Origin of the sequence: Pseudomonas sp. GZD-222 (assembly GCF_049310525.1) — a bacterium.
GTDB lineage: Bacteria > Pseudomonadota > Gammaproteobacteria > Pseudomonadales > Pseudomonadaceae > Aquipseudomonas.
The window spans coordinates 18,451-42,966 of record NZ_JBMOWO010000069.1 but is presented as its reverse complement, the minus strand read 5'-3'; the positions used below and the strand labels follow the sequence as shown (position 1 = coordinate 42,966).

Annotated in this window: 18 protein-coding genes and 3 pseudogenes; 16 read left to right on the top strand and 5 right to left on the bottom strand. The window is 61.9% G+C overall.

Annotated elements, in window-relative coordinates; translation table 11 throughout:
• The first annotated feature begins 205 nt into the window (after positions 1 to 205).
• The 13 genes and pseudogenes from bcsE to ACO6VD_RS12480 all read left to right on the top strand — a co-directional run.
• On the top strand, positions 206 to 1,744 hold the full coding sequence (bcsE, locus tag ACO6VD_RS12540) for a cellulose biosynthesis protein BcsE (RefSeq protein WP_422419437.1): 1,539 nt from the start codon (positions 206 to 208) through the stop codon (positions 1,742 to 1,744).
• Positions 1,741 to 1,929 carry a hypothetical protein gene (locus tag ACO6VD_RS12535; protein WP_400172059.1) on the top strand — a complete coding sequence of 63 codons (189 nt, stop codon included), beginning with the start codon at positions 1,741 to 1,743 and terminating at the stop codon, positions 1,927 to 1,929. Before bcsE ends, ACO6VD_RS12535 begins: the two co-directional genes overlap by 4 nt.
• Positions 1,922 to 3,520 carry a cellulose biosynthesis protein BcsG gene (bcsG, locus tag ACO6VD_RS12530; protein WP_422419435.1) on the top strand — a complete coding sequence of 533 codons (1,599 nt, stop codon included), beginning with the start codon at positions 1,922 to 1,924 and terminating at the stop codon, positions 3,518 to 3,520. The genes ACO6VD_RS12535 and bcsG overlap by 8 nt, the downstream gene beginning before the upstream one ends.
• 17 nt (positions 3,521 to 3,537) lie before the next feature.
• Positions 3,538 to 3,744 carry a cellulose biosynthesis protein BcsR gene (gene bcsR, locus ACO6VD_RS12525; protein ID WP_422419433.1) on the top strand — a complete coding sequence of 69 codons (207 nt, stop codon included), beginning with the start codon at positions 3,538 to 3,540 and terminating at the stop codon, positions 3,742 to 3,744.
• Positions 3,741 to 4,475, top strand: coding sequence for a cellulose biosynthesis protein BcsQ (gene bcsQ / locus ACO6VD_RS12520; RefSeq protein ID WP_422419431.1), 735 nt, complete (start codon positions 3,741 to 3,743; stop codon positions 4,473 to 4,475). The genes bcsR and bcsQ overlap by 4 nt, the downstream gene beginning before the upstream one ends.
• Complete coding sequence (gene bcsA / locus ACO6VD_RS12515; RefSeq protein ID WP_422419429.1) at positions 4,472 to 7,069, top strand: UDP-forming cellulose synthase catalytic subunit; 2,598 nt, start codon at positions 4,472 to 4,474, stop codon at positions 7,067 to 7,069. Before bcsQ ends, bcsA begins: the two co-directional genes overlap by 4 nt.
• A complete protein-coding gene (gene bcsB / locus ACO6VD_RS12510) occupies positions 7,066 to 9,372 on the top strand; it encodes a cellulose biosynthesis cyclic di-GMP-binding regulatory protein BcsB (RefSeq protein ID WP_422419427.1) in 2,307 nt (768 codons plus the stop codon). Before bcsA ends, bcsB begins: the two co-directional genes overlap by 4 nt.
• Positions 9,369 to 10,469, top strand: coding sequence for a cellulose synthase complex periplasmic endoglucanase BcsZ (gene bcsZ / locus ACO6VD_RS12505; RefSeq protein ID WP_422419425.1), 1,101 nt, complete (start codon positions 9,369 to 9,371; stop codon positions 10,467 to 10,469). The genes bcsB and bcsZ overlap by 4 nt, the downstream gene beginning before the upstream one ends.
• Positions 10,457 to 14,014 (top strand): cellulose synthase complex outer membrane protein BcsC, encoded by a 3,558-nt coding sequence (gene bcsC / locus ACO6VD_RS12500; protein ID WP_422419424.1) that lies wholly within the window; start codon positions 10,457 to 10,459, stop codon positions 14,012 to 14,014. The genes bcsZ and bcsC overlap by 13 nt, the downstream gene beginning before the upstream one ends.
• 25 nt (positions 14,015 to 14,039) lie before the next feature.
• The gene (locus ACO6VD_RS12495; protein ID WP_400172066.1) at positions 14,040 to 14,258 is read left to right on the top strand and encodes a DUF4287 domain-containing protein; all 219 of its coding nucleotides are present in this window, start codon (positions 14,040 to 14,042) and stop codon (positions 14,256 to 14,258) included.
• Between the two features lie 242 nt (positions 14,259 to 14,500).
• A pseudogene (locus ACO6VD_RS12490) lies at positions 14,501 to 15,860 on the top strand (DUF6861 domain-containing protein).
• A gap of 9 nt (positions 15,861 to 15,869) precedes the next feature.
• Entirely contained in the window at positions 15,870 to 16,487 is a 618-nt protein-coding gene (locus tag ACO6VD_RS12485) for a GAD-like domain-containing protein (RefSeq protein ID WP_422419422.1), read from the top strand.
• Positions 16,488 to 16,552: 65 nt separating this feature from the next.
• Positions 16,553 to 16,840 (top strand): annotated as a pseudogene (locus tag ACO6VD_RS12480) (T6SS immunity protein Tdi1 domain-containing protein); the annotation flags it as partial.
• Positions 16,841 to 16,865: 25 nt separating this feature from the next.
• On the opposite strand, the gene ACO6VD_RS12475 reads toward ACO6VD_RS12480, so the two are convergent.
• Together ACO6VD_RS12475 and ACO6VD_RS12470 are read right to left on the bottom strand one after the other, a co-directional pair.
• Positions 16,866 to 17,414, bottom strand: a complete 549-nt coding sequence (locus ACO6VD_RS12475) for an AAA family ATPase (RefSeq protein WP_422419421.1) — start codon at positions 17,412 to 17,414, stop codon at positions 16,866 to 16,868.
• Between the two features lie 168 nt (positions 17,415 to 17,582).
• Entirely contained in the window at positions 17,583 to 18,941 is a 1,359-nt protein-coding gene (locus ACO6VD_RS12470; RefSeq protein WP_422419420.1) for an 8-oxoguanine deaminase, read from the bottom strand.
• A 629-nt stretch (positions 18,942 to 19,570) separates the two neighbouring features.
• Here ACO6VD_RS12470 and ACO6VD_RS12465 point away from each other — a divergent pair.
• Positions 19,571 to 20,728 (top strand): HPP family protein, encoded by a 1,158-nt coding sequence (locus ACO6VD_RS12465; RefSeq protein WP_422419418.1) that lies wholly within the window; start codon positions 19,571 to 19,573, stop codon positions 20,726 to 20,728.
• On the opposite strand, the gene ACO6VD_RS12460 is transcribed toward ACO6VD_RS12465, so the two are convergent.
• Positions 20,702 to 21,568 (bottom strand): LysR family transcriptional regulator, encoded by an 867-nt coding sequence (locus ACO6VD_RS12460; protein ID WP_422419416.1) that lies wholly within the window; start codon positions 21,566 to 21,568, stop codon positions 20,702 to 20,704. The genes ACO6VD_RS12465 and ACO6VD_RS12460 overlap by 27 nt on opposite strands.
• A 140-nt stretch (positions 21,569 to 21,708) precedes the next feature.
• On the opposite strand from ACO6VD_RS12460, the gene ACO6VD_RS12455 reads away from it, so the two are divergent.
• Positions 21,709 to 21,897, top strand: a complete 189-nt coding sequence (locus ACO6VD_RS12455) for a hypothetical protein (protein ID WP_422419415.1) — start codon at positions 21,709 to 21,711, stop codon at positions 21,895 to 21,897.
• Positions 21,898 to 22,016: 119 nt separating this feature from the next.
• Positions 22,017 to 22,846, top strand: a pseudogene (locus tag ACO6VD_RS12450) (Ku protein); the annotation flags it as partial.
• 31 nt (positions 22,847 to 22,877) lie between these two features.
• Here the strand turns inward: ACO6VD_RS12450 and ACO6VD_RS12445 are convergent.
• Both ACO6VD_RS12445 and ACO6VD_RS12440 read right to left on the bottom strand, forming a co-directional pair.
• Positions 22,878 to 23,273, bottom strand: a complete 396-nt coding sequence (locus tag ACO6VD_RS12445; RefSeq protein ID WP_422419413.1) for a DUF4440 domain-containing protein — start codon at positions 23,271 to 23,273, stop codon at positions 22,878 to 22,880.
• An 11-nt stretch (positions 23,274 to 23,284) separates the two neighbouring features.
• The gene (locus tag ACO6VD_RS12440) at positions 23,285 to 24,481 is read right to left on the bottom strand and encodes an MFS transporter (RefSeq protein ID WP_422419627.1); all 1,197 of its coding nucleotides are present in this window, start codon (positions 24,479 to 24,481) and stop codon (positions 23,285 to 23,287) included.
• Positions 24,482 to 24,516: the final 35 nt, after the last annotated feature.

Sequence of the window (24,516 nt, the reverse complement as noted above, 5' to 3'; positions counted from 1 at the left end):
TGCAGCCGCTTCAGGATTTTTTTCCTGCTGCCGGGCAAACGTCCTACGACCTGTAGAAATGGGTCTAAAGTCTTTGCTGCAGGCCCGTTCATTATTTAACCCCAGCACCCTCGGGCAGACCGAGGCGTGTGCGGCACGTATTTTTTTGTAAAACGCGCGCCCGACTGATTGGACTCTAGTTACCATGCCCTCATGGAGGTGGCCATTGCATGCGTCGACACCGGTACTACCCGGTCTTCCCGACAGACAAGCCGAAATGCGCACCGGTGGACTGTACTGGCTGGCTTGCGAGTCCCCGGATACTGCCGACAGGTTGTGCACGCAACTACTGACCAGCTTGCCATCGTCGGCGCGGGCATTGCTGGTGAATGCCGCCGGCGCTTCACACGATCTGGTCAAGGCGATTCCCGCTGAACGCGGACCAGGGCACCTGACCCTGTTTGACCTGCCGAGCATGTCTCCCAACCGTATGATCCAGGCCCTGCGCCAGGATGTACCGCGAGTGCGTGGCGGCGAACAGGCACTGTGGCTGATACGCGTGCCGCACAAGGGCTGGGACGAACTGGTGGCGCAATCCCTGGCGCTGTGGTGCTCGCGGGCCCAGGACTGGCTACGCTCGGTGGGCAGCACACTGCTGGTGGTCGGCGACACGCCGCCGCCGGCGCTGGTCGACATTCTGATTCGCCACAACGACAACCTTTCCGGCCTGGCCCAGGTGTACGTGGCGCAGGGGGCACGGCATCTGCTGGTGCACTTCTGGAGTAATGAATCGGGTGTGACCGGGCTGCATGATTTTCACCTGCTCGACGAAGGCAGCGGTTTTCGCGTATCACCGCGCCCCGATGATGACGGCGCCGCGCCGATCGCCAACGATCAGCGTCAGGTGCTGGCACAGACCGCAGTGCTCGCCGGCGAGGCGCCACCCACGGCGCAATGGCAGCTGTTCGACGACCCCTACGCGTTGTTGGAACGGGGCATGGATGCGCAGGCGGCAACGGTAATTTTCGCCTTGAACGGCAGCGACGATGTCAACGCGCTCGCCACTCGTCTGTACCAGTTGCGCAGCCATTGCGGGCGTTCGGTAAGGCTGGTGGTGCGCGAGATGTTGCAGGGCCTGCGTCAACATGAAGAGCAGTTGCTGCTGGCCAGCGGCGCAAACCTGGTGGTACCGCACGGCACGCCATTTTTGCGCTTCCTGACCCTGGTGCGCTCCATCCAGGGGCACCGTTGGCAGCGGCCGCTGGCCGCCGAACCTTCGACTTTGCTGGCACGCCTGCAGCCGCTGCAGGTGCGCGGCAGCCTGTCGCCACGGGCCTTTGCCGCAGCAGTGAAAAAGATGACCGACAACACCGTCGGCACCGAGGTACGTCACCAGTTGCTGCGCTTGCAGCCTTTGCCGACGCTGAGTCCGAGTGTGGTACTGCAGCAGCTGCAACTGCGCCGCTATGGCGATATTGCCTGCATTGCCGGTGAGGTGCCGTACCTGTTCCTGTTCGCCTGCAGCCCGTCACTGGTAGAGGCGGCGTTGCGCAACGTGTTCCGCCTGCCTTGGCAGACCGTGCTCGGCGGATTTGAAAGTGTAGTGCCATCGCAGGTGCTGGCCATGGCGCAGTTTCAGTCCGATGCCGTGGCCGAGGTTGACGCCACGCTGCTCGACCCGGTTGATGCGCCGCCCGACGTCGAGGCCTTGCGGCCACTGCGACCACAAAGCATTTCACTGCAAGCGCTGGAGTCACGCCAATGACCTATAACGAACTGCTGTGGGTCATCGGTCTGACGGTCCTGCTGACCGTACCGCTGGCCATTGCCCTGTACCTGTTGGGAGAGCGTCTGCTGACCTGGTTCAACCGCCGCTTGCCACCGCGCCACCTCATCGCGCGGGGCGTACGAATTAATCATGATGCCGAAAAGGAGGGCGTCCATGAGTGACGCGGTCGCCACGGCGCCGGTCCTGAAATGGCCGGAGCTGGGGCTTTGGAACCTGTATTTCCTCGCCAAGTTTGTCTTGCTATGGATGGGCCTGCTGGACTTCCACGCTTTGCTGAATCTGCTGCTCGCCGCCGGCTTGCTGCTGCCTTTGCCGGGGCCATGGCTGCCGCGCTTGCGCAACGTCGTGGCGGTGCCGCTGGGCGCCGCGTTGCTCTACAAGGACACCTGGTATCCGCCGATCCGCCGGCTGTTCGAACAGTCCGAGGTGCTGGCATTCTCTGTCGACTATGTCATCGACCTGCTCGGGCGCTTCGTCAACTGGGATGTGCTCGGCGTACTTCTGGCCATCGGCCTGGCCTACCTGTTTATCGCCCCGTGGGTGCGCCTGACGCTGGTCAGCGTCGCGTTGCTGCTGTGGGTGTACCTCGCCGGCGCACTGCCTGCGATCAGTGCACCGGTGCAGTCGGTCGTACAAGAGGCGGGCACCACCCAGGGCGCCAGCAGCCCGCTGGCCGAAAGCAAGGCCATCGATGCCTGGCTGGATCAGTTCTACCGTGAGCAGGCGGGCAAGATGACCCGTTTCCCCGAGCGCAATCCTACGGCCGAGCCGTTCGACCTGTTGGTGCTCAACGTCTGCTCGCTGGCCTGGGACGATCTGGAAGATGCCGGCATGCGCGATAACGCCTTGTTCCGGCGCATGAACGTGGTGTTCGATCGCTTCAACTCGGCCACCTCGTACAGCGGCCCGGCCGCCATCCGCATGCTCCGTGCCAGTTGTGGCCAGCCGCATCACATCAAGCTCTACGAGCCGGCGAACGAGCAGTGCATGCTGTTCGACAACCTCGCCAAGCTTGGTTACAGCCCTGAGTTGATGCTCAACCACAACGGGCCGATCACCCGTAAGTACATGACCTTCCTCGCCGGTCAGCACCTGCCTGCACCGCTGATGAGCAGCGACGAGTTCCCTACCGCGCTGAAGTCTTACGACGGTGCCAACATCGCCCGCGACCATGACGTGCTGCAGGCCTGGTGGACGCACCGGGTCAAGGAAGAGAAACCGGCGGTGTCGCTGTTCTACAACACCATCACCCTGCACGACGGCAACCGCATCACCAATGCCGATGGCAGCACCCGGCGCGCGTCCTTCCAGGAGCGGGCGAAGAACTTCCTCGACGACATCGACCAGTTCATCGACAGCGTGCAGCAAAGCGGGCGGCGGGTGGTCCTTGTGTTGGTGCCGGAGCATGGCGCGGCCGTGCACGGTGACCGCATGCAGATTTCCGGTATGCGCGAGATTCCTTCGCGCTCGATCACCCACGTACCGGCGGCGATCAAGCTGATCAACATGGGCGAGAACGACCAGCAGGGGCCGCTGCACGTGACCACGCCGGCCAGCTACCTGGCAGTCTCCGAGCTGATTGCCCGGCTGTATGCGCAGCAGGGCGGTGCACTCGACCTGGCGGCGCTGATTCACGATCTGCCGACTACACCGGCGGTTTCCGAGAACTCCGATTCGGCGGTGGTCGAGTTCCAGGGCAGGCCCTATGTGCGCATCAAGGGGCAGAGCCAATGGATGCTGTACCCCGAGTGAGGATGAGAGGAGGCGATATGACTCAGGACGATCGCAAGCAGCGTAGCGATGACATTGCCCAGCTCAAACAGCGCCTGGGCGATGACAGCATGCCGTACCAGGACATCAGCCGTGAGGACGAGCTGCTGGCCGCCTGCCGGCGCTGGCCGTTGCTGGCTGAGAGCGAGGGCTGGACGACCGGCCCAGCCCAGGCACAGGCCAATCACGAGGCCCGGAACCTATGACGGTGGTTGCACTCAAGGGCATGCGTGGCGGTGTCGGCACCACCTCATTGGTGGCGGCGCTGGGTTTTGCGTTGCACAGGTTGCAGCAGCGCGTACTGATAGTGGATCTACACCCGCGCAATCTGCTGCGCCTGCACTACAACCTGGGCCTGGATTCGACCCAGGGCTGGGCCGCTGCCGACCAGGATGCCGAGGGCGCCTGGAGCGAAGCCTTGCTGCAAGTGGAGGAGGGGCTGTGTTTGCTGCCGTTCGGGCAACTGCACGGCGATGCACTCAGCGCGCTGGAACAGCGACAACGAAGTCAGCCACAGGAGTGGTCGCAACGCCTGCATACCCTGCAGGCGCACTTCGACTGGATACTGCTGGACATGCCCGCCACGCTGGCAGGTGGGCAGCCGACCTTACCACAGTTGCCGAAATCGGCCCTGCCCATCCGGGTGCTGGAAACCGATGCCGCCTGCCATGCTTTGCTGAGCACCGAAGGGGCGGGCGACGACCTGCTGCTGGTCAACCGTTTCGATCCGATCAGCCAGTTGCAACGCGACCTGTTGCTGCTCTGGGGTGAACGCCACCCGCAATTGATTCCGCAGGTAATCCACCGCGACGAGGCCATGGCCGGTGCCCTGGCCTGGAAAAGCCCGCTCGGCTACTACGCGCCAGATTCGCTGGCCGCCCATGATGTGGGCAGCCTGGCGACCTGGTTGCTGGCCCGGAGAGAGCCTCGCCCATGAGTCGTTATCGCGTCTATCGCCAACGCGGTGCCCGCCCGCTTACAGCGGTCGTGCTCAGCCTGGGTGCCACCCTGGCCTGGGTGTTTCTGCGCCTGGACTCGCCACAGTGGCAACGCTTGTTGCGTAACTGGCGTCAGTTCTACCCGCAGCTCGCCGAGAAACGACCGAGCCTGGGCGACCCCTTGCGTGGTCTGGTGCAGACGATCTGGTTACTGCTGCTGCGGCCTGCACGACCGGCACGGGGTGTCGATCTCAAGCGTGGCCGTGGAGTGACCTGGACGCAGCGTCTGGGCAAAGGACTGTATGCCGGCGTGCAACGGGTGCGCCTGCCGCTGGTGGGACTGATGCGCAAGCTGCCGCGGCTCATTGGCCGCAGCGATGCCCTGGCGCAGACCCAGCGCCGGATCAAGGCCAGCGGCTCACTCGGCGAGCGTGTGTTCTACTGGGTACTGGCGGTGGTCGGGATGGTCATCGCCCTGCTGTGCATCACCTCACCATTCAACCTCTACGCACAACTGGTGTTCGTCCTCACCCTGGGTGCCATGGCGATGCTCATGCGCTACATGCCCGGGCGTTTTCCGACGCTGATGATGATCATCCTGTCGATCACCATCTCTTGCCGTTACCTGTGGTGGCGCTACACCTCGACGCTGCACTGGGCCAATGATCTCGACCTGGCGCTGGGCATGATCCTGTTGCTGGCCGAAACCTATTCCTGGCTGGTACTGATCCTTAGCTTCGTGCAAAGCGTCTGGCCCCTGCGCCGACCTGTACTGGCGCTGCCGGAAGACCGCCGCCTGTGGCCAAGTGTCGACCTGGTGATTCCGACCTACAACGAAGACATCGCGGTGGTGCGCACCACGGTCATGGCCGCCCTTGGCCTGGACTGGCCGCGCGACAAACTCAAGGTGTACATCCTCGATGACGGCGCCCGCGCCTCGTTTCGCGCCTTCGCCAAGGAGGTCGGGGTGGGGTACATCGACCGTCACGACAACCGTGGCGCCAAGGCGGGTAACCTCAACCATGCGCTGGAACGTCTGACCGGCGATCTGCTGGCGGTGTTCGACTGCGACCACATCCCTGTGCGGGCGTTCCTACAGTTGACCGTCGGCTGGTTTCTCCTGGACCCGAAAATGGCCCTGGTGCAGACACCGCACCACTTCTTCTCCGCCGACCCGTTCGAGCACAACCTTGGCTCGTTCCGTCGCAAACCCAACGAAGGCGAGCTGTTCTACGGTCTGATCCAGGACGGCAACGACCTGTGGAACGCGACCTTCTTCTGCGGCTCATGCGCGGTGTTGCGCCGTGCGGCGCTGGACGATATCGGTGGCTTCGCCACTCAGACCGTCACCGAGGATGCCCACACCGCCTTGCGCCTGCACCGCGCTGGCTGGAACTCGGCGTACATGCGTATTCCGCTGGCCGCTGGCCTGGCCACCGACAGCCTGGCGGCGCACGTTCGTCAGCGTATTCGCTGGGCGCGCGGCATGGTGCAGATCTTTCGCCTGGACAACCCGTTGCTGGGCAAGGGCCTGAGCCTGTTCCAGCGCTTGTGCTACGCCAACGCCATGCTGCACTTCCTCTCGGGTTTGCCGCGGCTGGTGTTTCTCACCGCGCCATTGGCGTTTCTGTTGCTGCACGCTTACGTGATCTATGCACCGGCGGTGCTGCTGTTGCTCTACGTGCTGCCGCACATGCTGCATGCCAGCCTGGTCAACTCACGTGTCCAGGGGCCGTACCGGCAGACCTTCTGGGGAGAGGTCTACGAGTCGGTGCTGGCCTGGTACATCATGCGCCCGACCCTGGTGGCGCTGTTCTCGCCCAAGCGCGGCAACTTCGACGTGACGGTCAAAGGCGGCATGAATGAAAGCGACCGCCTCGACTGGCGCATCGCCCGGCCTTATCTGGTACTGGCCGGGCTCAACGTCGTCGGCCTGGCCTTCGCGGTGTGGCGCTTCTTCTACGGGCCGAGCAACGAGTACGGCACGGTGATCGTCAGTTCGCTGTGGGTGATCTACAACCTGCTGTTGATCGGCGCGGCCCTCGCCGTTGCCGCAGAGGTGCGTCAGGTGCGACGCTTCCAGCGTGTGCCAGTGAAGTTGCCTGCGGCCTTGCGCTTGCCCGACGGCCACCTCTATCCGGGGCTGCTGTACGACTACTCCGACGGCGGTGCCGGGATCGAACTGGAAAGCGCCCGCGAGCTGGCGCCGGACACCCCGGTGCAATTGTTGCTGGAGCGGGCAGGGCGTGAGTTCGTTTTCCCCGGCCGGGTCATGCGCAGCATCGATCGTCAGGTCGGCATCAGCCTGGCGGAGCTGACCGTACAACAACGCATCGACTACGTGCAGTGCACCTTTGCCCGCGCCGACAACTGGCTCGGCTGGGGTGACAGCCATGTACCGGATCGCCCCTTGCGCAGCTTTTTCGATGTGCTGGCCCTGGGTGCCATGGGCTACTACCGGGTCATCGAGTATGCCCCAGCCTGGGTACGCCTGCCGGCCCTGCCGATCATTGGCCTCACGCGCTGGTTGCTGAGCTTCTTCCCGCGCATGCCGCGTCCTATTCCCACTGACTCAATGAAGAGTACGACATGAAGCGTTCGTTCCTGTCTCCCTTGACCCTGGCCTTGCTGATGGCTGCTGTGGGCCTGCCGTTTTCGCTGGCTGCCGAAGAGCTGCCAGCGGTCACTCAAGCCGCACCCGAAGTGCCCCACTGGTTGCGTGCACAAACCTTTGAGAACCTCGGGCGCGGTAGCGACAGCCTGTTGATGGGCGTGCGCAACAGTGACCAGATCGAGTTCAGCCTGCGCCGCGACCGCCTGGCCAGCAGCGTCGAGCTGGAGCTAAACTTCACTCCGTCACCGGCGCTGGTGCCGCGCCTGTCGCACTTGCGGGTGTACCTCAACGACGAGCTGATGGGCGTGGTGCCGATCAGCGCCGACGATATCGGCCAGCCGCGTCAGCAGCGCATGGCCCTCGATCCGAAGCTGGTGCAGGACTTCAACCGCGTTCGCGTGGAGTTCGTCGGCCACTACACCGATATCTGCGAAGACCCGGCGCACAGCTCGCTGTGGCTGAACGTCAGCCGCAAAAGCGTGATCCGTGTCGATGAACAGGCACTGGTTACCGACAACGACCTGGCGTACTTCCCGCTGCCGTACTTTGACGCACGCGACACCGACCAGCTGAGCATTCCGATGGTTTTTGCCGGCAGTCCGGGGCTCGGCGAGCAGAAGGCTGCGGCGATTCTCGCCTCGTACTTCGGTAGCAAGGCGAAGTGGCGCATGGCGACCTTCCCGGTGCTTTACAACCAATTGCCGGCGCAGACCGGCAAACAGCCAGTGCCGAGCATCGTCTTCGCCACCAACGACCGGCGCCCGGCGTTTCTCGCCGACCCTGAGCAGTTTCCGCCGGTCGACGGGCCGGTGATCCAGCAGATCACCCACCCGGATAACCGCTACAGCAAGGTGCTGCTGGTGCTCGGGCGCAACGAGGATGACCTGGTCAAGGCAGCTTCGGCACTGGCCGTGGGCACCGACCTGTTCCGTGGTTCGCGGGTGGCGGTGGAGGCGGTTGAGGAACTCAAGCCGCGTGTACCCTACGATGCGCCGAACTGGGTGCGCACCGACCGTCCGGTGCGTTTCGCCGAACTGCTCGACTATCCGGGGCAGTTGCAGGTCAATGGCCTGCGCCCGCAACCGATCGAGCTGTCGCTGAACCTGCCGCCTGACCTGTTCGTCTGGCGCAATCAGGGGGTGGCGGTGCAAACCCTGTACCGCTACACGCCACCGGTGGTCACCGATGAATCACGCTTGACCATCCGACTCAACGACCATTTTGTCGGCAGCATTCCATTGCCCGGTTCCGATGGCATGGGCGCCGCCTTGCAGGAACTGCGCACCCGGGTGTTCTCTGCCGATAGCTCGACGCTGACCGACAAGACCCTGGTGCCGGCAGCGAAGATCGAAGACCGTAACAAACTGCGCTACGACTTCAGCTTCGCCAGCAAGGTCGGCAATGCCCAGAATGGCCAGTGCCAGACCTTCCTGCCCGCGGATGTGCAGGCGGCCATCGATGAGAACTCGACCATCGATCTGTCGGGTTACTACCACTACATCGCCATGCCCGACCTGCGCGCGTTCTCGCGCAGCGCCTTCCCGTTCAGCCGCATGGCGGACCTGTCGCAGACCTTGCTGCTGATGCCGGGCAAACCGAACGAACTGCAACTGGGCACCATGCTTGATCTGGTTGCCGGCATGGCCTCGCGTATCGGCTACCCGGCGCTCGGGCTGCAACTGGCGGATGACTGGAAAACGGCAGCCAAGGCCGACGCCGACCTGCTGGTGCTCGGCCCGCTGCCGGATGACCTGCGCGGTGGCAACGGTCGCGACCTGAACCTGCTGCTCGACCGTTCGCGTGACTGGCTGCGCCAGGCGCGTTCGCCCTGGCCGCTGGACGCCAGCAGCGTGCAGCGCCTGCGCGAAGACGTGCGCAACACGCCGGCAAGCCAGGTGGATGTGGTGGCACGGGCACCGATTGCGGCGATCACCGGCATGCAGTCGCCGTTTCACTCGCAACGCAGCATTGTCGCCCTGCTGGCCAGCGACGAGGGCGACTACCGCCTGTTGCGCCAGGCACTGACCGATCCCGGCAAGCTCAACGACCACATCGGCGGTTCGGTCAGTTTGATCCGCAGCAGCGGTGTGAGCAGCCACTATGTCGGCGAGACCTACTTCGTCGGTCGTCTGCCGTGGTGGATGATGCTCTGGGTCAAGCTCTCCTACCATCCGGTGCTGTTGGCCCTGGGCGCGGTGCTGAGCATTATCCTTTTGGGTGTTGTGGCTTGGCGCTTGCTGGCCTGGGTGGCGCGTCGCCGTCTGCTTGAGGGCAAGCAATGATTGTGTCGAAGTGGCTGCTCGGCGGCGCGCTGTGGCTGTGCGCGTCGGTCGCAGCGGCCAGTTGCTGGCCGGCCTGGGAGCAGTTCAAGAGCGAGTTGGTCAGCCCCGACGGGCGGGTGATCGACCCGGCCCAAGGGCGCATCACCACCTCGGAAGGGCAGACGTACGGGCTGTTCTTCGCCCTGGTGGCGAACGATCACGAGCGCTTCAAACAACTGCTCAACTGGACCGAGAACAACCTCGCCGGTGGCAACCTGAGCAAGCAGTTGCCGGCATGGAAGTGGGGGCAGGATGAAAAAGGCAGCTGGCGCGTGCTCGACAGCAACAACGCCAGCGATGCCGACCTGTGGCTGGCCTACAGCCTGCTGGAAGCCGGGCGCTTGTGGGCGGTGGCCGAGTACCGCGAACTGGCCATCCACGTGCTCTGGCGCGTTGCTGCGCAGACCCTTCGCCCGCTGCCGGGCGTTGGGGTCATGTTGCTGCCGGGTGACCGCGGCTTTGTCACCGCCCAGGGCACACGGCTGAACACCAGCTACCTGCCGCCGCAGGTGCTCGAGCGCTTTGCCGAGCTGGCGCCGCTGTGGGAGGAGTTGGCACGTAACGGTCGCAAACTGCTGCTCGACAGCGCCCCCAAGGGCCTGGCACCCGACTGGTTGGCCGTGCGTGATAACGGCAGCCTGGGCAGCGATCCGGTCAATGGTGCCAAGGGCAGCTACGATGCCATCCGCGTCTACCTGTGGCTGGGCATGCTCGATCCGGCCGCCAGTGGCCGTCAGGCGCTGCTCGAACGCTACCGACCGATGGTGGCCTTGACCGTGAAAGGGGGTGTACCGCCGGAAACCGTCAACGTCGACAACGGTGAGGGCAGTGGCCAGGGGCCGGTGGGCTTTTCCGCCGCCTTGCTGCCGATGCTCGCGGCTTTGAAGGAGCAGGGCGCTCTGCAACAGCAGCGCCAGCACTTGCAGCAGTCGCCGGCGAGTGGTTACTACAACCGGGTGCTGAGCCTGTTCGGCCAGGGATGGGATGAACGTCGATATCGATTCGACGCTAAAGGAAGACTGGTTCCAGGCTGGGAAAAAGCGCAATGCGAAAACTGACCACATTGCTATGCCTGAGCGCTGTACCGCTGACGCTGCTGGCCCAGCCAGCCGACCGTGGCGAACAGCGCGAATGGCTGATGCAGCAGATCCGCCTGGGCGAAGCAACGCACCGCGAGAGCCTGGTGGAAGACTCCCTGGCGCGCCTGCGCCTGCTGGAGCCGAACAACCTCGACGCGCTGGCGGCATCGATCCGCCAGGCCGTGCGTACCCATGAACTCGACCGTGCCCGGCAACTGTACAGCGACTTGCATCGCCTGGCGCCGGACAGCCCGCAGGACCGGCAGATGGCCCGCCTGCTGGAAATGAACACGGGCGAGGGCGAGCAGACCCTGCAGCAGATCCGCCTGCTGGCCACGGCCGGGCGCTTCGACGAGGCGCTGTCGCGTTATGAAGCGGCCTTTGGCAAGGGCGAACCACCGAGCCTGGAACTGGCGCTTGAGTACTGGCGCATTCGCAGTCGCTTACCCGATCAGTTGCCGACCACCATCGATCACCTCTATGCCCTGGACAAGCAATACCAGGGCAGCCCCGAGCTGCAGCAGTTTCTTGCCGAACAGTTGTTCCGCGCCAAGCGTAACGACGAGGCCCTGGCCGTGGTCAAGCGCATGGCCGGCGAAAGCCAGTCGCGCAATCTCGCGGCCGGGCTGGAGTTCGCCTACCTGAGCAAGCAGCCGATCAGCGATGCCAGCGTTATGGCCTGGGAGACGTTTTTGCAACGTTACCCGGGGGATTCTCACGAGGCACAAGTACAGGAACTGCTGGGCCGCCAACAACAGCTCACCGGTGATCCGGCCTGGCGTGCCGGCCAACTGGGCATCCGCATGCTGGTCGAGAAGCGCACCCCGGCGGTCGCCGAGCGCAACCTGCGCAAAGCCCTGGCCGTGTATCCGAAGGACGCCACCCTAAAGGGCTATCTGGGCCTGGCCCTTGCACGCCAAGGTCGTCGCCAGGAAGCGGTTGACTGGCTCAAGCAGGCAGTCGCCGAAGAGCAGGACACCTACATTCTGAGCAAATGGCACGAACTGCTGGCTTCCACCGAATACTGGCTGCTGATGCAGCGCGGCCGCCAGGCGCTGAACGCACGCAACTACAACGTCGCTCAACAGGCTTACGAAGAGGCGGCCCGGCGCGATCCCAAGGAGCCCCTGGCCTTGCTTGGCCTGGGCAATGTGGCGATGGCGCGCAACCAGTTGCCGCGTGCCGAGCAGTATTTCCTGCAGGCGTCGCGCCTGCAGCCGGGTAACGAAAACACCGTGCGGGCCTTGTCACGGCTCTATCAGGCGCAATCCCCGGCGCGTCATTCACGCTACGTTGCCAGCCTGCCGGCGAAACAGCGGCAATGGGCTGCCACGTCTGGCGCAGGGCAGTCGGGCACGGGTTCACAACTTGAGTTGTTGCGCGGGCAAGCCCGGCAGTCGTTGGAGCGTGAAGACTGGGCCACTGCCGAGCGTCAGTTGACCGAGGCACGCCAGCTTGCGGTCAATGACCCCTGGCTGGCAGCCGACCTGGCCCGTGCCTTGCGCATGCAGGGCAAGGGCAGCCAGGCCGATGCGGTGTTCGCCGATCTGCTCTCACGCCAGGGCCAGGAGCCGACGGCACGTTTCGCCCATGGTTTGTACCTGGAGTCCGACGGGCGCAGTCAGGCCGGGCTGGACACCCTGGCTCAGGTACCCGCAACGCGCTGGAACGACGGCATGCAGGCCTTGCACCAGCGCTTGCAGCGCCAGGTGGTAGTGGATCGCTCCCGCGCATTGGCCGACAGCGGCGACATCGCCGACGCCATGACCGAGCTCGAAGGCCAACTGGCGGGCAATCAGCCGGTCGCGCAACAGCTGGGCGACTTGCAGCAACTGGCCGGCTGGGCGCGGCAGTCCGGCAATCTGAATGCCGCTGACGGCTACTACACGCGGATACTGGCCTTGCAGCCAGGCGATACCCAGGCGCGCCTGGGGCATATTGAAGTGATGATCGAGCGTGGCGAGCTGACGGCCGCGCGCCAGGCGCTGCAGCAGAATGACCTGCAGATCCCTGAAGAACGCATCGATGATCGTCGACGCCTGGGTAATGCCTGGGCGGCCGTGGGTGAGCGTGGTAAAGCGCGGGTATTGCTGGCCGACGTGGCCCGGCGCAAGACCACCCCGGACGCTTTGCTGTACCGCGATCTGGCGCGCATGGTGCCGCGCGAACAGGCCGACCAGACGCTGGATTATTACGCCATGGCCATGCGTGATGCCGAGTTGCTGAGTGCCGAACAGGTCAGCCCGCGTGACGACATTGCCCTGACCCGGGCCAGCCGCGCCAAGGAGGAGGATGACTGGCTGCGACAAAGCCTGCGCAGCGACGTCGATAAGCTCTATCAGTGGCAGAGCCCGACCGTGACCGTGCAGCAGGACTACGGCTGGCGCGACAACGACGGTGCCAAAGGTATTTCCGACCTGACTACCTCGACCACCATGGTCCACGCGCAGATGCCGGTTGGTGATGGCCTGGGCTTTGCCCGTGTCGAGCAGGTATCTCTGCGTGCAGCCAGCTTCGATACCGACGCCAACGACCAGCACCACGAAGCCTTCGGCAGTTGCTCGTTCCGTGGGCGCAATGCGGCCGGTGCGATTCCCAGCGGTTGCCCCGGTGGCACGGAAACCGCCGATGGCGTCACCCTGGCCGCAGGCTGGCAGGGCGAGGGTATCAGCGCCGACATCGGCACCTCACCGATGGGCTTTGAAGTGCAGAACCTGTTGGGCGGCGTCACCTTCGATGGCAAGAGCCACGGCATCGGCTGGTCGCTGACCGGTTCGCGGCGGCCGATGAACAACTCGTTGCTGTCGTACGCTGGTGCCAAGGATCCGCGCACCGACATCAGCTGGGGCGGGGTGACGGCCACCGGGCTGACGCTCGGCCTGAGCCGTGACCGCGGCCTGGATGATGGCGTGTGGGCGAGCCTGGGTTACCACTGGCTGCAAGGCAAGAACGTCGAAGACAACAAACGCTGGCGGGCCATGGGCGGTTACTACTACCGGTTGATCAACCGCGTCGACGAAGAGCTGCGCATCGGTGCCACGGCCATGACCTGGCACTACGACCGCAACCTCAGTGGCTACACCCTGGGGCAGGGCGGCTACTATAGCCCGCAGCGCTACCTGTCGTTCGGTGTACCGGTCAGCTACGCCTGGCGCAATCCCGACTGGTCGGTGTACCTGGAAGGCTCGGTGGGCTATTCCTGGGCGCGCAGCGATGATGAACGTACGTTCCCGCTGTCATCGGTGAACGACGACATCGTCAACCAGTATGGCCCGCTGCTGAGCAGCAACATCAATGAAGTGCGTAGCGGCGATGACAACAAAGGTCTCGGCTACCTGGCCCAGGCCCTGGTCGAGCGGCGCCTGGATGATCACTGGGTGCTGGGTGGCGGTTTCACCCTGCAACGCAGCGAAGACTACTCACCGAATCGGGCGCTGATTTACCTGCGCTACAGCTTCGACCCGTGGCAGGGCAACCTGCCGTTGCCGGTGAATCCGCTCAAGCCTTATGCCGAGTATCGTTGAAACCGATAGAACAGGAGTGTGCACCGTGAGCGAAGAGACAAAGGTCAAAGGCCCCGCCTCGTACTTTCCTTCGATTGAAAAAAAGTACGGACAGCCAATCAGTCATTGGCTGGAACTACTGAAAACCGTCAGCGGCAAGAAGCATATGGAGATGGTGGCCTGGCTGAAAGCTGAACACGGTTTGGGGCATGGGCATGCCAATGCGTTGGTTGCGCATTTTCTGGCTGCCGGCAACAGCAAGTAACCGCCAGTAGGAGCGGGCTTGCCCCGCGATGCGATATGCCTGGCAAATCGCATCGCGGGGCCAACCGAGCCGTCGCGCTGCCGCTCACACAAACTAACGCACGGTTTTCGGTGCCATCTGCGGAATGTCACATCGTTCTCAGACACCTCCTACTTGATTAAACGCCGCGTTTTTGACACCCCCTATTTATCTCTCTACCGTTTGCTCTCCTCAGCACCAAGGAAGTGTCAGGGAGACAGCGAATGTTTCTATGGAACAGCGTGCCCTCGTGGTTCGAGATAGAAAACCGGGTAACCCAGGATATGGGCTATCAAGGTGGAGGTCGATTTCGCACTCACCTCAATGAATTTGTCCCCAGCATCGGCCTTAACATTCGCCGCGTCGAAAGTGTCAGAACTGCATTCAATCGAGCGCAGTGGCAAGCCGCTCAAACATTAAGACAACGTTTTTCCGAGCTCGACATTGCCAGCATCCTGACTGAGTTGCTGGATGTGGTCTCGCAGATGGCAATGATTGTGGTCGGCAGTGTCGTGACCGGTGGTGCCCATTGGCGCGGGTGTAGGTCTTTTTGCTGGCGGTGCGGGTTCCGTTCCCCTAGGTGCGGCCGGCGCTGCCATGGGTTTGCAAGTCAGTACCTGGATATTGGGAATGCTCGGGCTGGTTTCGGTTGCCGAGTTTTTCGTCGAGGGCCTGCCACGTATTGGCGAGTACTACCTGGACGGAATCAACATCGCGTGGAACGGGCCTCGTGGTGATGATGGCTTGAATCCGTTCAGTCAGGACGACCCTTTTGCTGCGCAAAGCGCTGCCCACCACATAGCACGCGGGCACGAGGAAGTTGTGGTGCTGTTACTGGGTGCCATTGTTGCTTACCTCATCCGGGGCCGGGGTAATGCCCATATTCTTGCCCAGGACATGCAGGCAAGTCCCAAGGGTGCACGCTTGGGGCAGTGGATGCTCAAACACGAAGACGCGCTGAAAAAACGTCCGGATCTGCAACCCCCAACACCCAGGAAAGGTGAAATTGGTCCGCAGGAACCGGCAGCCCCCGCACATCGCCAGGCACAATCGCCAGCCCGCAATAAACCGGTGGGCATGCCAGAGCATAAAGTGCCATGCTTCAACGCAAGCAACATGCCCACCAGCAGGATTGCGGAGTTCGATCGGCAGCTGGCAGGTCAACAGAAGGGGCTTAATGAGCTGACCGTGGATGAGTACCTGAAGGGGCGGGATGCGTTTACGGCGAAGGCGGTGGTGAGGAATCCAAGGACCGCTACGAATGCACGCGAAGCGCTCCGGAGTGAGCTTGAAGATAAGTTTTACGATCAGCTTATACTGGATGGTGCTGCTCCAGAACATGCAGAAACTTTATCGAAAGGAATGGCGTCGAAGAAAATGGCTGCGTTAGCTGCTTTGCATAATCCTGATTTGTTTGCAGGAGGGAAGGATATCATCAGTGATTTCGGCGATAGGCGTGTGAACTCAAGTATTGGTCCTCAGTGGCCAAGCCGCATAGGTGGCCTAGATGCTGCGGCTAGAGATGTACCAGAAGTCATGCGAGCTACTACAAAGGTCAGTGCTAAACTTGAAAGGTGTAAATAGGGGTTGGCTATGGATGAGCATTTTAATTTTTTCCTAAAGAAATTTTCTCCTGCTTTTGATCGCCGGGAAGTACCTGGTTCCAGTATTGCTCGTTATGAGAGAAAACTACCCGAGCAGCTTCTTGAGTATTGGCGTGAGTATGGATGGAGTGGTTACGCGGAGGGGCTGTTTTGGGTCGTCAACCCGCAAGAGTATGAGGGCGTACTGGAGTCTTGGCTAGCGGGTACGGAATTTTCCCGGAGAGAGAATTACTACGTCATCGCGCGTAGTGCTTTCGGTAAACTCTATGTGTGGGGGGAGAAGAGTGGTTGGTGCCTGACTATTTCGTCGCATGCTGCGCGTTATTCTTCTCGTGTCTCAAAATTTTCAGGTGATAAGCTGAATTTTGGGGTGAGTGTATTTTTTTCATTCGTCAGACCCGATCACAACGATTTAGATGGTTTATTTAAGTCTGCCGTGGAAAAATTTGGTCCGCTTAAGCACGATGAGATGTATGGATTTGTACCGGCTTTAGCACTCGGCGGGGCAATGGAGTTGAGGAATCTGCAGAAAGTCAAAACTATTGAACATCTGGAGTTTTTATCCCAGCTATCACCCCTTCAGGATTGGGGGTTTCCGGAGTTTTGAAGCGCGCGCCTCATTTTAAAATGTAAATAGGAGGTGGCGATGGATGAAGATTATGCGTTTTTCAACGTTTCTCTACCCGTGAGTCCATATTTGCCGGTGACAGGCTCGACTTCGGAGTAAGGGTGTTTTTCTCATCTCAGGAAGCTGAGTACAACGATTTGGAAGGGCTTTTCAGACCTGCTTTAGAGAATCTTGGAAAGCTTCGAAGTGATGAGATGTATGGGTTTGTACCAGCTTTAGCGCTCGGCGGGCCAATGGAGTTGAAGAATCTGCAGAAAGTAAAAACTATTGAACATCTGGAGTTTTTATCCCAACTATCACCCCTGCAGGATTGGGCGTTTCCGGAGTTTTGAGGGGGCAAGCCCCCTTCAGCGATCTTCACCCTTGGCGAAGTGGGTACGGGTCTTGGGCGGGCTTGGGCAACTGCGCTAGAAATGCAGCAATCTGGCGGGCACCGCGCAAATGGACGACGGGAACCTGCGGGCCAACGGCCAGTCGCATCGCCTCGATAGAGGGGCGGTAATCATGATCGAAGGTCCACACGAAGTTGAGAAAGGTCAGGAATGCCCGGTCGAGTTTCTCGCTGCAGCCGGCCGGCATATCGGCGCGTGGCCGGTTCAGCAGACTGCGCATGATCACCCGCCTGAAACAGGTAGTGCGCGGGGTATCCAGCCAGATAACCAGTTGCGCACGGGGCAGTCGCAAGTCAAAGGTTCGCCGAGAGTAGTTGCCCTCACAGATCCACGCGTCTGATGCCACTGCCTGTCTGACCCGTGTGCGGAATTGCTCGGCGTCGGGTTCAACCCAGCCGGGTTCCCAGAACAGTTTGTCTAGGTGCACCACGGGCACGTCCAGGTGCTTGCCCAGGGTTCGGGCAAGGGTGGATTTTCCGCTTCCGGCGTTGCCCAGAATCACGATGCGTTGCATGGGGAAGTCCTTTTCGCAAAACCGACAATTGTGCAGGTTTTCCGAGAGCAACAACAGACCCGGTGAGAGCGGGCTTTTTCCGGGTACAAACCGGGGACATCGTTTGCAGGCAACAGTGGTTGTTGCCCAGCCGTTGCGCTCAGCACTGAGCGCAACGGTCTGAGTGGGTCACTCGCCGCTGACCAACTGGCGGGCCAACTGGTTGTGGCGCTCCAATACCAGAGGCAGGTCGACGGTGGTGATGCGGCCGTCCTTGACCACCACACGGCCGTTGATCACGCTGGTGTCGACGTGGGTTGGCGTGCAGAACACCAGGGCTGCCAGCGGGTCATGAAGGGCACCGGCGTAAGCCACATGGCCAAGGTCGAAAGCGACGAAGTCTGCAATCATTCCAGGTGCCAGGGCGCCAATATCATTACGGTTGAGTACCTTGGCGCTGCCCAGCGTGGCGATCTCCAGTGCCTCGCGCGCGGTCATCGCGTCAGGGCCGAAACCGACACGCTGCAACAGCAGGGCCTGGCGTACTTCACCGATCATGCTGGCGCCATCATTGGAAGCCGAACCGTCGACACCCAGGCCCACCGGCACCCCGTGATCGCGCATCTTGCGGATCGGAGCGATCCCCGAAGCCAGGCGCATGTTCGAGCAAGGGCAGTGGGCTACCCCGGTACCGGTACGGGCGAACAGCTCAATGCCGTGCTGGTCGAGCTGTACACAATGGGCGTGCCAGACATCGTGGCCGACCCAGCCGAGGTCTTCGGCGTATTCGGCAGGGGTCATGCCGAACTTTTCGCGGCTGTAGGCGATATCGTTGACGTTTTCCGCAAGGTGCGTGTGCATCGACACCCCGTACTGGCGCGCCAGTACCGCCGCTTCGCGCATCAGGTCGCGGCTCACCGAGAAGGGCGAGCAGGGCGCTACCACCACACGCAGCATCGAGCCATGGCTGGCATCGTGGTAGTCCTCGATCAGGCGTTGGGATTCCTTGAGGATGTCGCTTTCCTTCTCCACTACCGAGTCGGGCGGCAGACCGCCCTGGCTACGGCCTACGCTCATGCTTCCGCGCGCGGCATGGAAGCGCATGCCGATTTCCTCGGCGGCATGAATGCTGTCGTCGAGTTTGCAACCATTGGGGTAGATGTAGAGATGGTCACTGGAGGTGGTGCAGCCAGAAAGTATCAGTTCAGCCATCGCTGTCTGGGTCGACACCGCGATCATTTCAGGGGTCATCCGTGCCCAGATCGGGTACAGGTTGGTCAGCCAATTGAACAACTCGCCATCCTGAGCCGCCGGCACCACGCGGGTGAGGCTCTGGTACATGTGGTGGTGGGTGTTGATCAGGCCCGGAATGACCACTTTCCCGGCCATGTCCAGTATCACGTCGGCGTGCTGCGGCAGCGTCTCACTAGGGCCGACCTGCTTGATCAGGTTGTCCTCGATGTACATGCCACCGCGTTTTATCTCGCGGCGCTCACCATCCATCGTTACCAGAAGCTCGGCGTTTTTGACCAGTAAAGTCTTGGGCATAGGTATTCCTCTCCCGCGTGGAGTTTGCGTTCAAGCAGATTCTTATTCAGACACACGTTTTGCAGTGTGAGCGAAGCCATTGCCACCAGGCGTTGCGTGAAAACGCAGCGCCGTGCCGGCTGGATCGATCAATTCAGGTGCACACGGGTGTTTTGGGCGAATGGGACAAGGGGGGGGCATCGCTTGATCGATCGCTGGACAAAGCAGCGTCAGGAGCGATGAACGACATTCGGAGATGGCGCTCGATGGGAGCAAGCTGTTGTAGGTGTTGCATGGCTGAGACCGTCGCAATACGCACCGGCGATTACCGGTGTCGTAGGCGTGAGCAAGTGTAAACAGAATTATTTATTCTTGTATACAGGAAGTGCGCTATGACGATTTCATCCCTTTAGTGAATTCCTTCATAGATAAAGGCAGCTCAGGGCCTCATCCCTCAAAATTTTTGCACCCACCCCTCACTTTTTTGAATTACCACCCCCTCGCGAATCGCCGTCAAAATCCCCCCATGCTTCACCCGTAAGCCAAAAATTCCATCTCCACGGACGGAGCCCATTAGGTATTGCCCCTCGCGATACTCAGCCCAGCCCTTTTGGCCGGGCTTTTTTTACTGCCAGGTATCTGATCTATCCATGTCTTCCCGCCGTCTGCACCACTGGTTTGAGCGGCTATTGCCGGCTCCGCTGAATATCCCTCCAAAAGAATGGCTGCGCGCAGGTGTCGGTGCGTTGCTCGGTCTGTTTCTGGCCGGTGTTGCCTGCAGTTATGCCTTTGGCAGTGCGGTAGCCCTGCACCTGCTCGGTCCTCTGGCGGCCTCGGCGGTGTTGCTGTTTGCCGTGCATTCCGGGGCGCTGGCGCAGCCTTGGCCGTTTGTCGGCAGCTACGCCTGCGCGACGGTGGTGGGACTGGTGTTGCATCACTGGTTCGGCTCGGCGCTGTGGGTCGCGGCCTTGGCACTGGGGCTGGCGTTGGTGGTGATGTGTTTACTGCGCTGTCTGCATCCACCGGGTGGTGGCGTGGCGGTAAGCGTGGTGCTGGCGGATTCGTCGCTGACGGCGCTGGGTGACAAGCTATTCGAACCGATCATGCTCAATGCCCTGGTGCTGGTGGCTGTGGCGGTGGTCTACAACCGCCTGACCGGTGTGCGCTATCCGAAGACCGCCGCGCCGCGCAAAGACCTGCACCACACGGCTGATGTAGTCGCCAGTGAGCGGGTGGGTGTCAGTGGTGCGGACCTGGACCAGGCGCTGGAGGAGCTGGGCGAGTTTGTCGATATTACCCGCGATGAACTGGAACGGATCATTCTGGCGACCGAGCAGCATGCGTTGCAGCGCAGTCTTGGCGGCATTACCGCGGCCTCGGTGATGTCGCGCGATGTGCAGCAGGCGACGCCGAGCACGACCTTGCAACAGGCCTGGCAGCAGCTATCGAGTCACCATTTGAAGGCCTTGCCGGTGCTGGATGAGGCGCGGCAACTGGTGGGCATTGTGACCCTCAGCGATCTGGTCGGGGCAGCCATGGCGCAGGGGCGTTTCAGTTGGCGCGGATTGTTTCGGCGTCGACAAGTGACGGTCGAACAGATCATGAGCCGTCCGGTGATTACCGTGCGCAGCGATGAGCCGGCGGTGGCGTTGATTCCGCTGCTCAGCGAGCAAGGGCTGCATTGTCTGCCGGTGCTGGAGGGGCAGCAGTTGGTCGGGGTGATTACCCAGACCGACTTGATCGCTGGCCTCAAGCGGCACTTGCTCAGTGCCGCTGCCCGCTCAGATCACCGGGTCCCAGCGTTGTGACCAGTCGCTGTCGCCGTCGGCCACCAGCTGGCGCAAGATCCTGAAGGCGTGTTGCAGGGCTTCGGTGTCGCGCTCGCGGGCGTGTACCAGGTAGGTGGGGTAGGTGAACTCGGGGGCTTGCGGCACGCGCTCGAAGATTCCGCTGTCCAGGTAACTCTGGACCACGCGGGTGCGAAAGTAGCCGCTGCCGCCGTTTTCGAGGATGAACTGCAGGGCCAGCGGGCCGAGGTTGAAGCTCAGGGCCGGGCGCGCGCACTCGGGCAGGGCGGCGTCGTGCTGGCGGCGGAAGGCCTGGCCCCAGTCGATGTAAATATAGGGTTCGGGTTTGTCTTTACGGCGAACGCGGATGAGCTTTTCTTCCATCAGCTGTTCGACCTGCAGGCCGGGCCCGTAGGTGGGTTGGTACACCAGCACGGCGTCGAGCACGCCCATTTCCAGCTTGCGCAGCAACGATTCGCCATCGCTGACCTCGTTGCGGATGGCATGGCTGGGCATGCTCCGGTGCAGGGCACTGACCCAGTCGAGAACCATCGGATTGCCGAGGCTCACTTCGCCACCGATATGCAGCACCTGGTGACAGCCTTCGGGTAATGGCAAGTCGCGGCGGGCGGCTTCCCAGGTTTGCACCAGCTGGTTGGCATAGACCACGAAGGCTTCGCCGTCGGCGGTGAGGCTGGCGCCGCTGCGGCTGCGGATGAACAGCTGGCAAGACAGCTGTTGCTCGAGTTTCTGCACCCGTGCGGTGATGGCGGTCTGGGTGACGTGCAGGCGCTCGGCAGCGGACACCAGGCTGCCGCTGCGAACGATTTCAAGGAAGGTGCGGGCCAGCTCGATATCCATGGGGATTGCCGGAGGGTAAAGGTTGCCCATTCTAGTGGGTTTGCACTGAATTGGGGCGGGTCAGGCAGGGTAACTCCGTGCCAGAGCCTTCGCTGGGCACTGTCTATAGTGAAGGGGTGTGTTCAGCGGGAGCCTTGCCCATGCAACTGATCAGCCGAGAACCCTGGTGGCGCACGCCGCCACAACCCGGTCAACGTGAAGAAGACCTGGAGTGGGGCTATCTGGAGATTTACAAGGATGGCCACGCGGTGTTCGTGGACCAGCGCCCGAGTGACAAGGAACTGGCCGAACGCAAGAGCTGCCGCAACTTCCCCGACGCCGAGGATTAGCTGGACAAAGGGGGGGCTCTGCACCACTTGCAGGTGCAGATTGTCGGCGACAGTAAACCTTCAGTGGGCAGTGGAGTCACACAGACAAAGCACTGTTCAACCGCCTGAGGGAGACGATCATGGCCAGAGCCATCTGGAAAGGTGCCATCAGCTTCGGTCTGGTGCATATCCCGGTGTCGTTGAATTCCGCGACCAGCAGCGACCGGGTCGACTTCGACTGGCTCGATGAGCGCAGCATGGAGCCGGTCGGCTACAAGCGGGTGAACAAGGTCACCGGCAAGGAGATTGCCCGCGAGCATATCGTCAAGGGCGTTGAGTACCAGAAGGGCCGCTACGTGGTGATCAGCGAAGAGGAGATCCGCCAGGCGCGCCCCGAGGCGACCCAGACCATCGATATTTTCTCCTTTGTCGACAGCACTGAAATCCCTCTGCAGCAGTTCGATACCCCGTACTACCTGAGCCCGGATCGCCGTGGTGGCAAGGTCTATGCCTTGCTGCGCGAGACCCTGGAGAGCACCGGCAAGGTTGCCCTGGCTAAAGTGGTGCTGCATACCCAGCAGCACCTGGCGCTGCTGCGTCCGCTCGACGACGCGCTGGTGATGATTACCCTGCGCTGGCCACAGGAGGTGCGCAGCCTGGACAGCCTGGAGCTGGACAGCAGCGTGCGTGATCCGAACCTCGACAAGCGCGAATTGCAGATGGCCAAGCGTCTGGTCGAGGACATGAGCGGCAGCTGGAGCCCGGACGAATACCGCAACGACTTCAAGGACACCATCATGACCCTGGTCGAAGAGAAGGCCAGCCAGGGCAAGATCGCTACGGTCGAGCCACTGGAGGGCGAAGGCGAGCAGAAGAGCGCCGACATCATCGACCTTACCGAACTGCTCAAACGCAGCCTGGGCGGGCGTAAGCCGGCGGCGAAAAAAGCCCCGGCGGCGAAAAAACCGGCACCCACCAGCACACCGCGGAAAAAGGCCTGATCAGTCTGCTACTGGCGTTTCATGCAGATGCCGCCAGCGCAGCGCGCCGTGGTCGTGCTCGAGCACCGCTGTCGAGCGCCGCTGCCTCTGCTTGCCCAAAGCATCCGCTTGCCACTCCCGGTAGCTGACCACTGTCATGCCCGGGCCGCTGGCAATCTGTTGTAACTCATCGATCCTGATCTGTAGTCCCGGACGCTTGCCATAGGCCTGCTGAAAAAGTTTATACAGACCTGGGTAATCAAGGCACTGGCCGAACAGGGTGATCATTGTGTAGTGCCGGCTGAAACGTGCCATCAATGGGTCGAGCTGACTGGCGGGAGTGTTACCCGACAGCCATTGTTCGATGGCGACATGGGCTTCGAGGACTTCATTGAAAGCGGGATTTGATCTAGACACGATTAATAGACTCAGGAACAACGGATTAAGCCCTGCAACGTGCAGGCCTTGGGAAGTTTTATCACCATCGGCAGCGGCAACAGGGTCAGCAGCGCGGCCACCAGGAAGGTTTGCTGGAACGCTGCGGGTGCAGGCAGCAGCTGGTTGAGTACGGCACCCAGCAGCGCTACGCCGAGGCAAAAGCTCAGCTGTCGATTGAGGTTCCACAGGGCGCTGGCCTGGCCCATTTGCTCGGGTGGTATGGTCAGGAACGCCAGGTTTTGCGCGCTGCTGCTACACAGGCTGCTGCCCAGGCCGAGGAGGGCGAAGATACTGAGCAGAGCTGCAGGGTGAGTAGCGCCCCAGGGCAGCGCCAGCCACAGCAGTGCCGTGCACTGAATGAGCATGCCGGCACTGAGCAACAGCCGTGGCCCCAGCCGGGTAAAGCGCCAGCGCACAAAGCCGATGGCGGCCAGCGCGCCGAGCGCCCACGGCAGCATCAGCGCACCGGTTACTGTCGCGCTGATTCCAAGCTGTTGTTGCAGGTACAGCGCCGCCACCAGGTTGGTACCGATAAACACCCCGGGTACGCACAGGTAAATCAGCATGGCGGTACGCAGTAACGGCTGGCCGAGCAGGCGCAGGCTCAGCAGCGGTTGAGCAGCAGGCAATGGCTGGCGTGCGGGTAACCAGGCAAGTACCAGCACCGCGGTCAGCAAGGTCAGCGGCAGCATGGCGAAAAAGATCCAGCGCCACGAGGCATGATCAACCACCACTCCGCCCAGAGCGGGTGACAAGGCCGGCACCAGTAAGCCCACCATCATCACCAACGAGGTCAGGTGACGGCGTTGGTCGGGAGGGTACAGCCGATAGGCCATGGCCTGGCCGACCGGAATCAGCAAACCGCCGCCAAGCCCCTGCAACAGCCGCCAGCCAAGCAGGCTGCCAATCGTTTCTGCACTCCCGGCCAGCGCCGAACCAAGGCCGAACAGCGTCAGCGACAACAGCAGTGTGGTGCGTTCACCCAGACGGCTGGCAAGCCAGTTGCCCAAAGGGATCACCAGGGTCAGGCCGAGCATGTACAGGTTGCTGGTCCAGCTCAGTTGCGCCACCGAAGCGTGCAGCTCTCGCCCGAGTAGCGGGTAGGCCGCATTGAGGGCAAACATGTTGAGCAGGTCCAGGGTAAAACCCAGCAAGTAGACCAGAGTGACTTTCGAGCGATAGGGCATGACGGCTTCGACGGACGGGAGAAAGGCGCAGTCTA

Excerpts from the sequence above, each read along its gene's own strand:
- ACO6VD_RS12535 (WP_400172059.1), top strand. The coding sequence starts at position 1,741 with ATGACCTATAACGAACTGCTGTGGGTCATCGGTCTGACGGTCCTGCTG.
- bcsG (WP_422419435.1), top strand. The coding sequence starts at position 1,922 with ATGAGTGACGCGGTCGCCACGGCGCCGGTCCTGAAATGGCCGGAGCTG.
- bcsR (WP_422419433.1), top strand. The coding sequence starts at position 3,538 with ATGACTCAGGACGATCGCAAGCAGCGTAGCGATGACATTGCCCAGCTC.
- bcsQ (WP_422419431.1), top strand. The coding sequence starts at position 3,741 with ATGACGGTGGTTGCACTCAAGGGCATGCGTGGCGGTGTCGGCACCACC.
- bcsA (WP_422419429.1), top strand. The coding sequence starts at position 4,472 with ATGAGTCGTTATCGCGTCTATCGCCAACGCGGTGCCCGCCCGCTTACA.
- bcsB (WP_422419427.1), top strand. The coding sequence starts at position 7,066 with ATGAAGCGTTCGTTCCTGTCTCCCTTGACCCTGGCCTTGCTGATGGCT.
- bcsZ (WP_422419425.1), top strand. The coding sequence starts at position 9,369 with ATGATTGTGTCGAAGTGGCTGCTCGGCGGCGCGCTGTGGCTGTGCGCG.
- bcsC (WP_422419424.1), top strand. The coding sequence starts at position 10,457 with ATGCGAAAACTGACCACATTGCTATGCCTGAGCGCTGTACCGCTGACG.
- ACO6VD_RS12485 (WP_422419422.1), top strand. The coding sequence starts at position 15,870 with ATGGATGAGCATTTTAATTTTTTCCTAAAGAAATTTTCTCCTGCTTTT.
- ACO6VD_RS12475 (WP_422419421.1), bottom strand. The coding sequence starts at position 17,414 with ATGCAACGCATCGTGATTCTGGGCAACGCCGGAAGCGGAAAATCCACC.
- ACO6VD_RS12470 (WP_422419420.1), bottom strand. The coding sequence starts at position 18,941 with ATGCCCAAGACTTTACTGGTCAAAAACGCCGAGCTTCTGGTAACGATG.
- ACO6VD_RS12465 (WP_422419418.1), top strand. The coding sequence starts at position 19,571 with ATGTCTTCCCGCCGTCTGCACCACTGGTTTGAGCGGCTATTGCCGGCT.
- ACO6VD_RS12460 (WP_422419416.1), bottom strand. The coding sequence starts at position 21,568 with ATGGATATCGAGCTGGCCCGCACCTTCCTTGAAATCGTTCGCAGCGGC.
- ACO6VD_RS12455 (WP_422419415.1), top strand. The coding sequence starts at position 21,709 with ATGCAACTGATCAGCCGAGAACCCTGGTGGCGCACGCCGCCACAACCC.
- ACO6VD_RS12440 (WP_422419627.1), bottom strand. The coding sequence starts at position 24,481 with ATGCCCTATCGCTCGAAAGTCACTCTGGTCTACTTGCTGGGTTTTACC.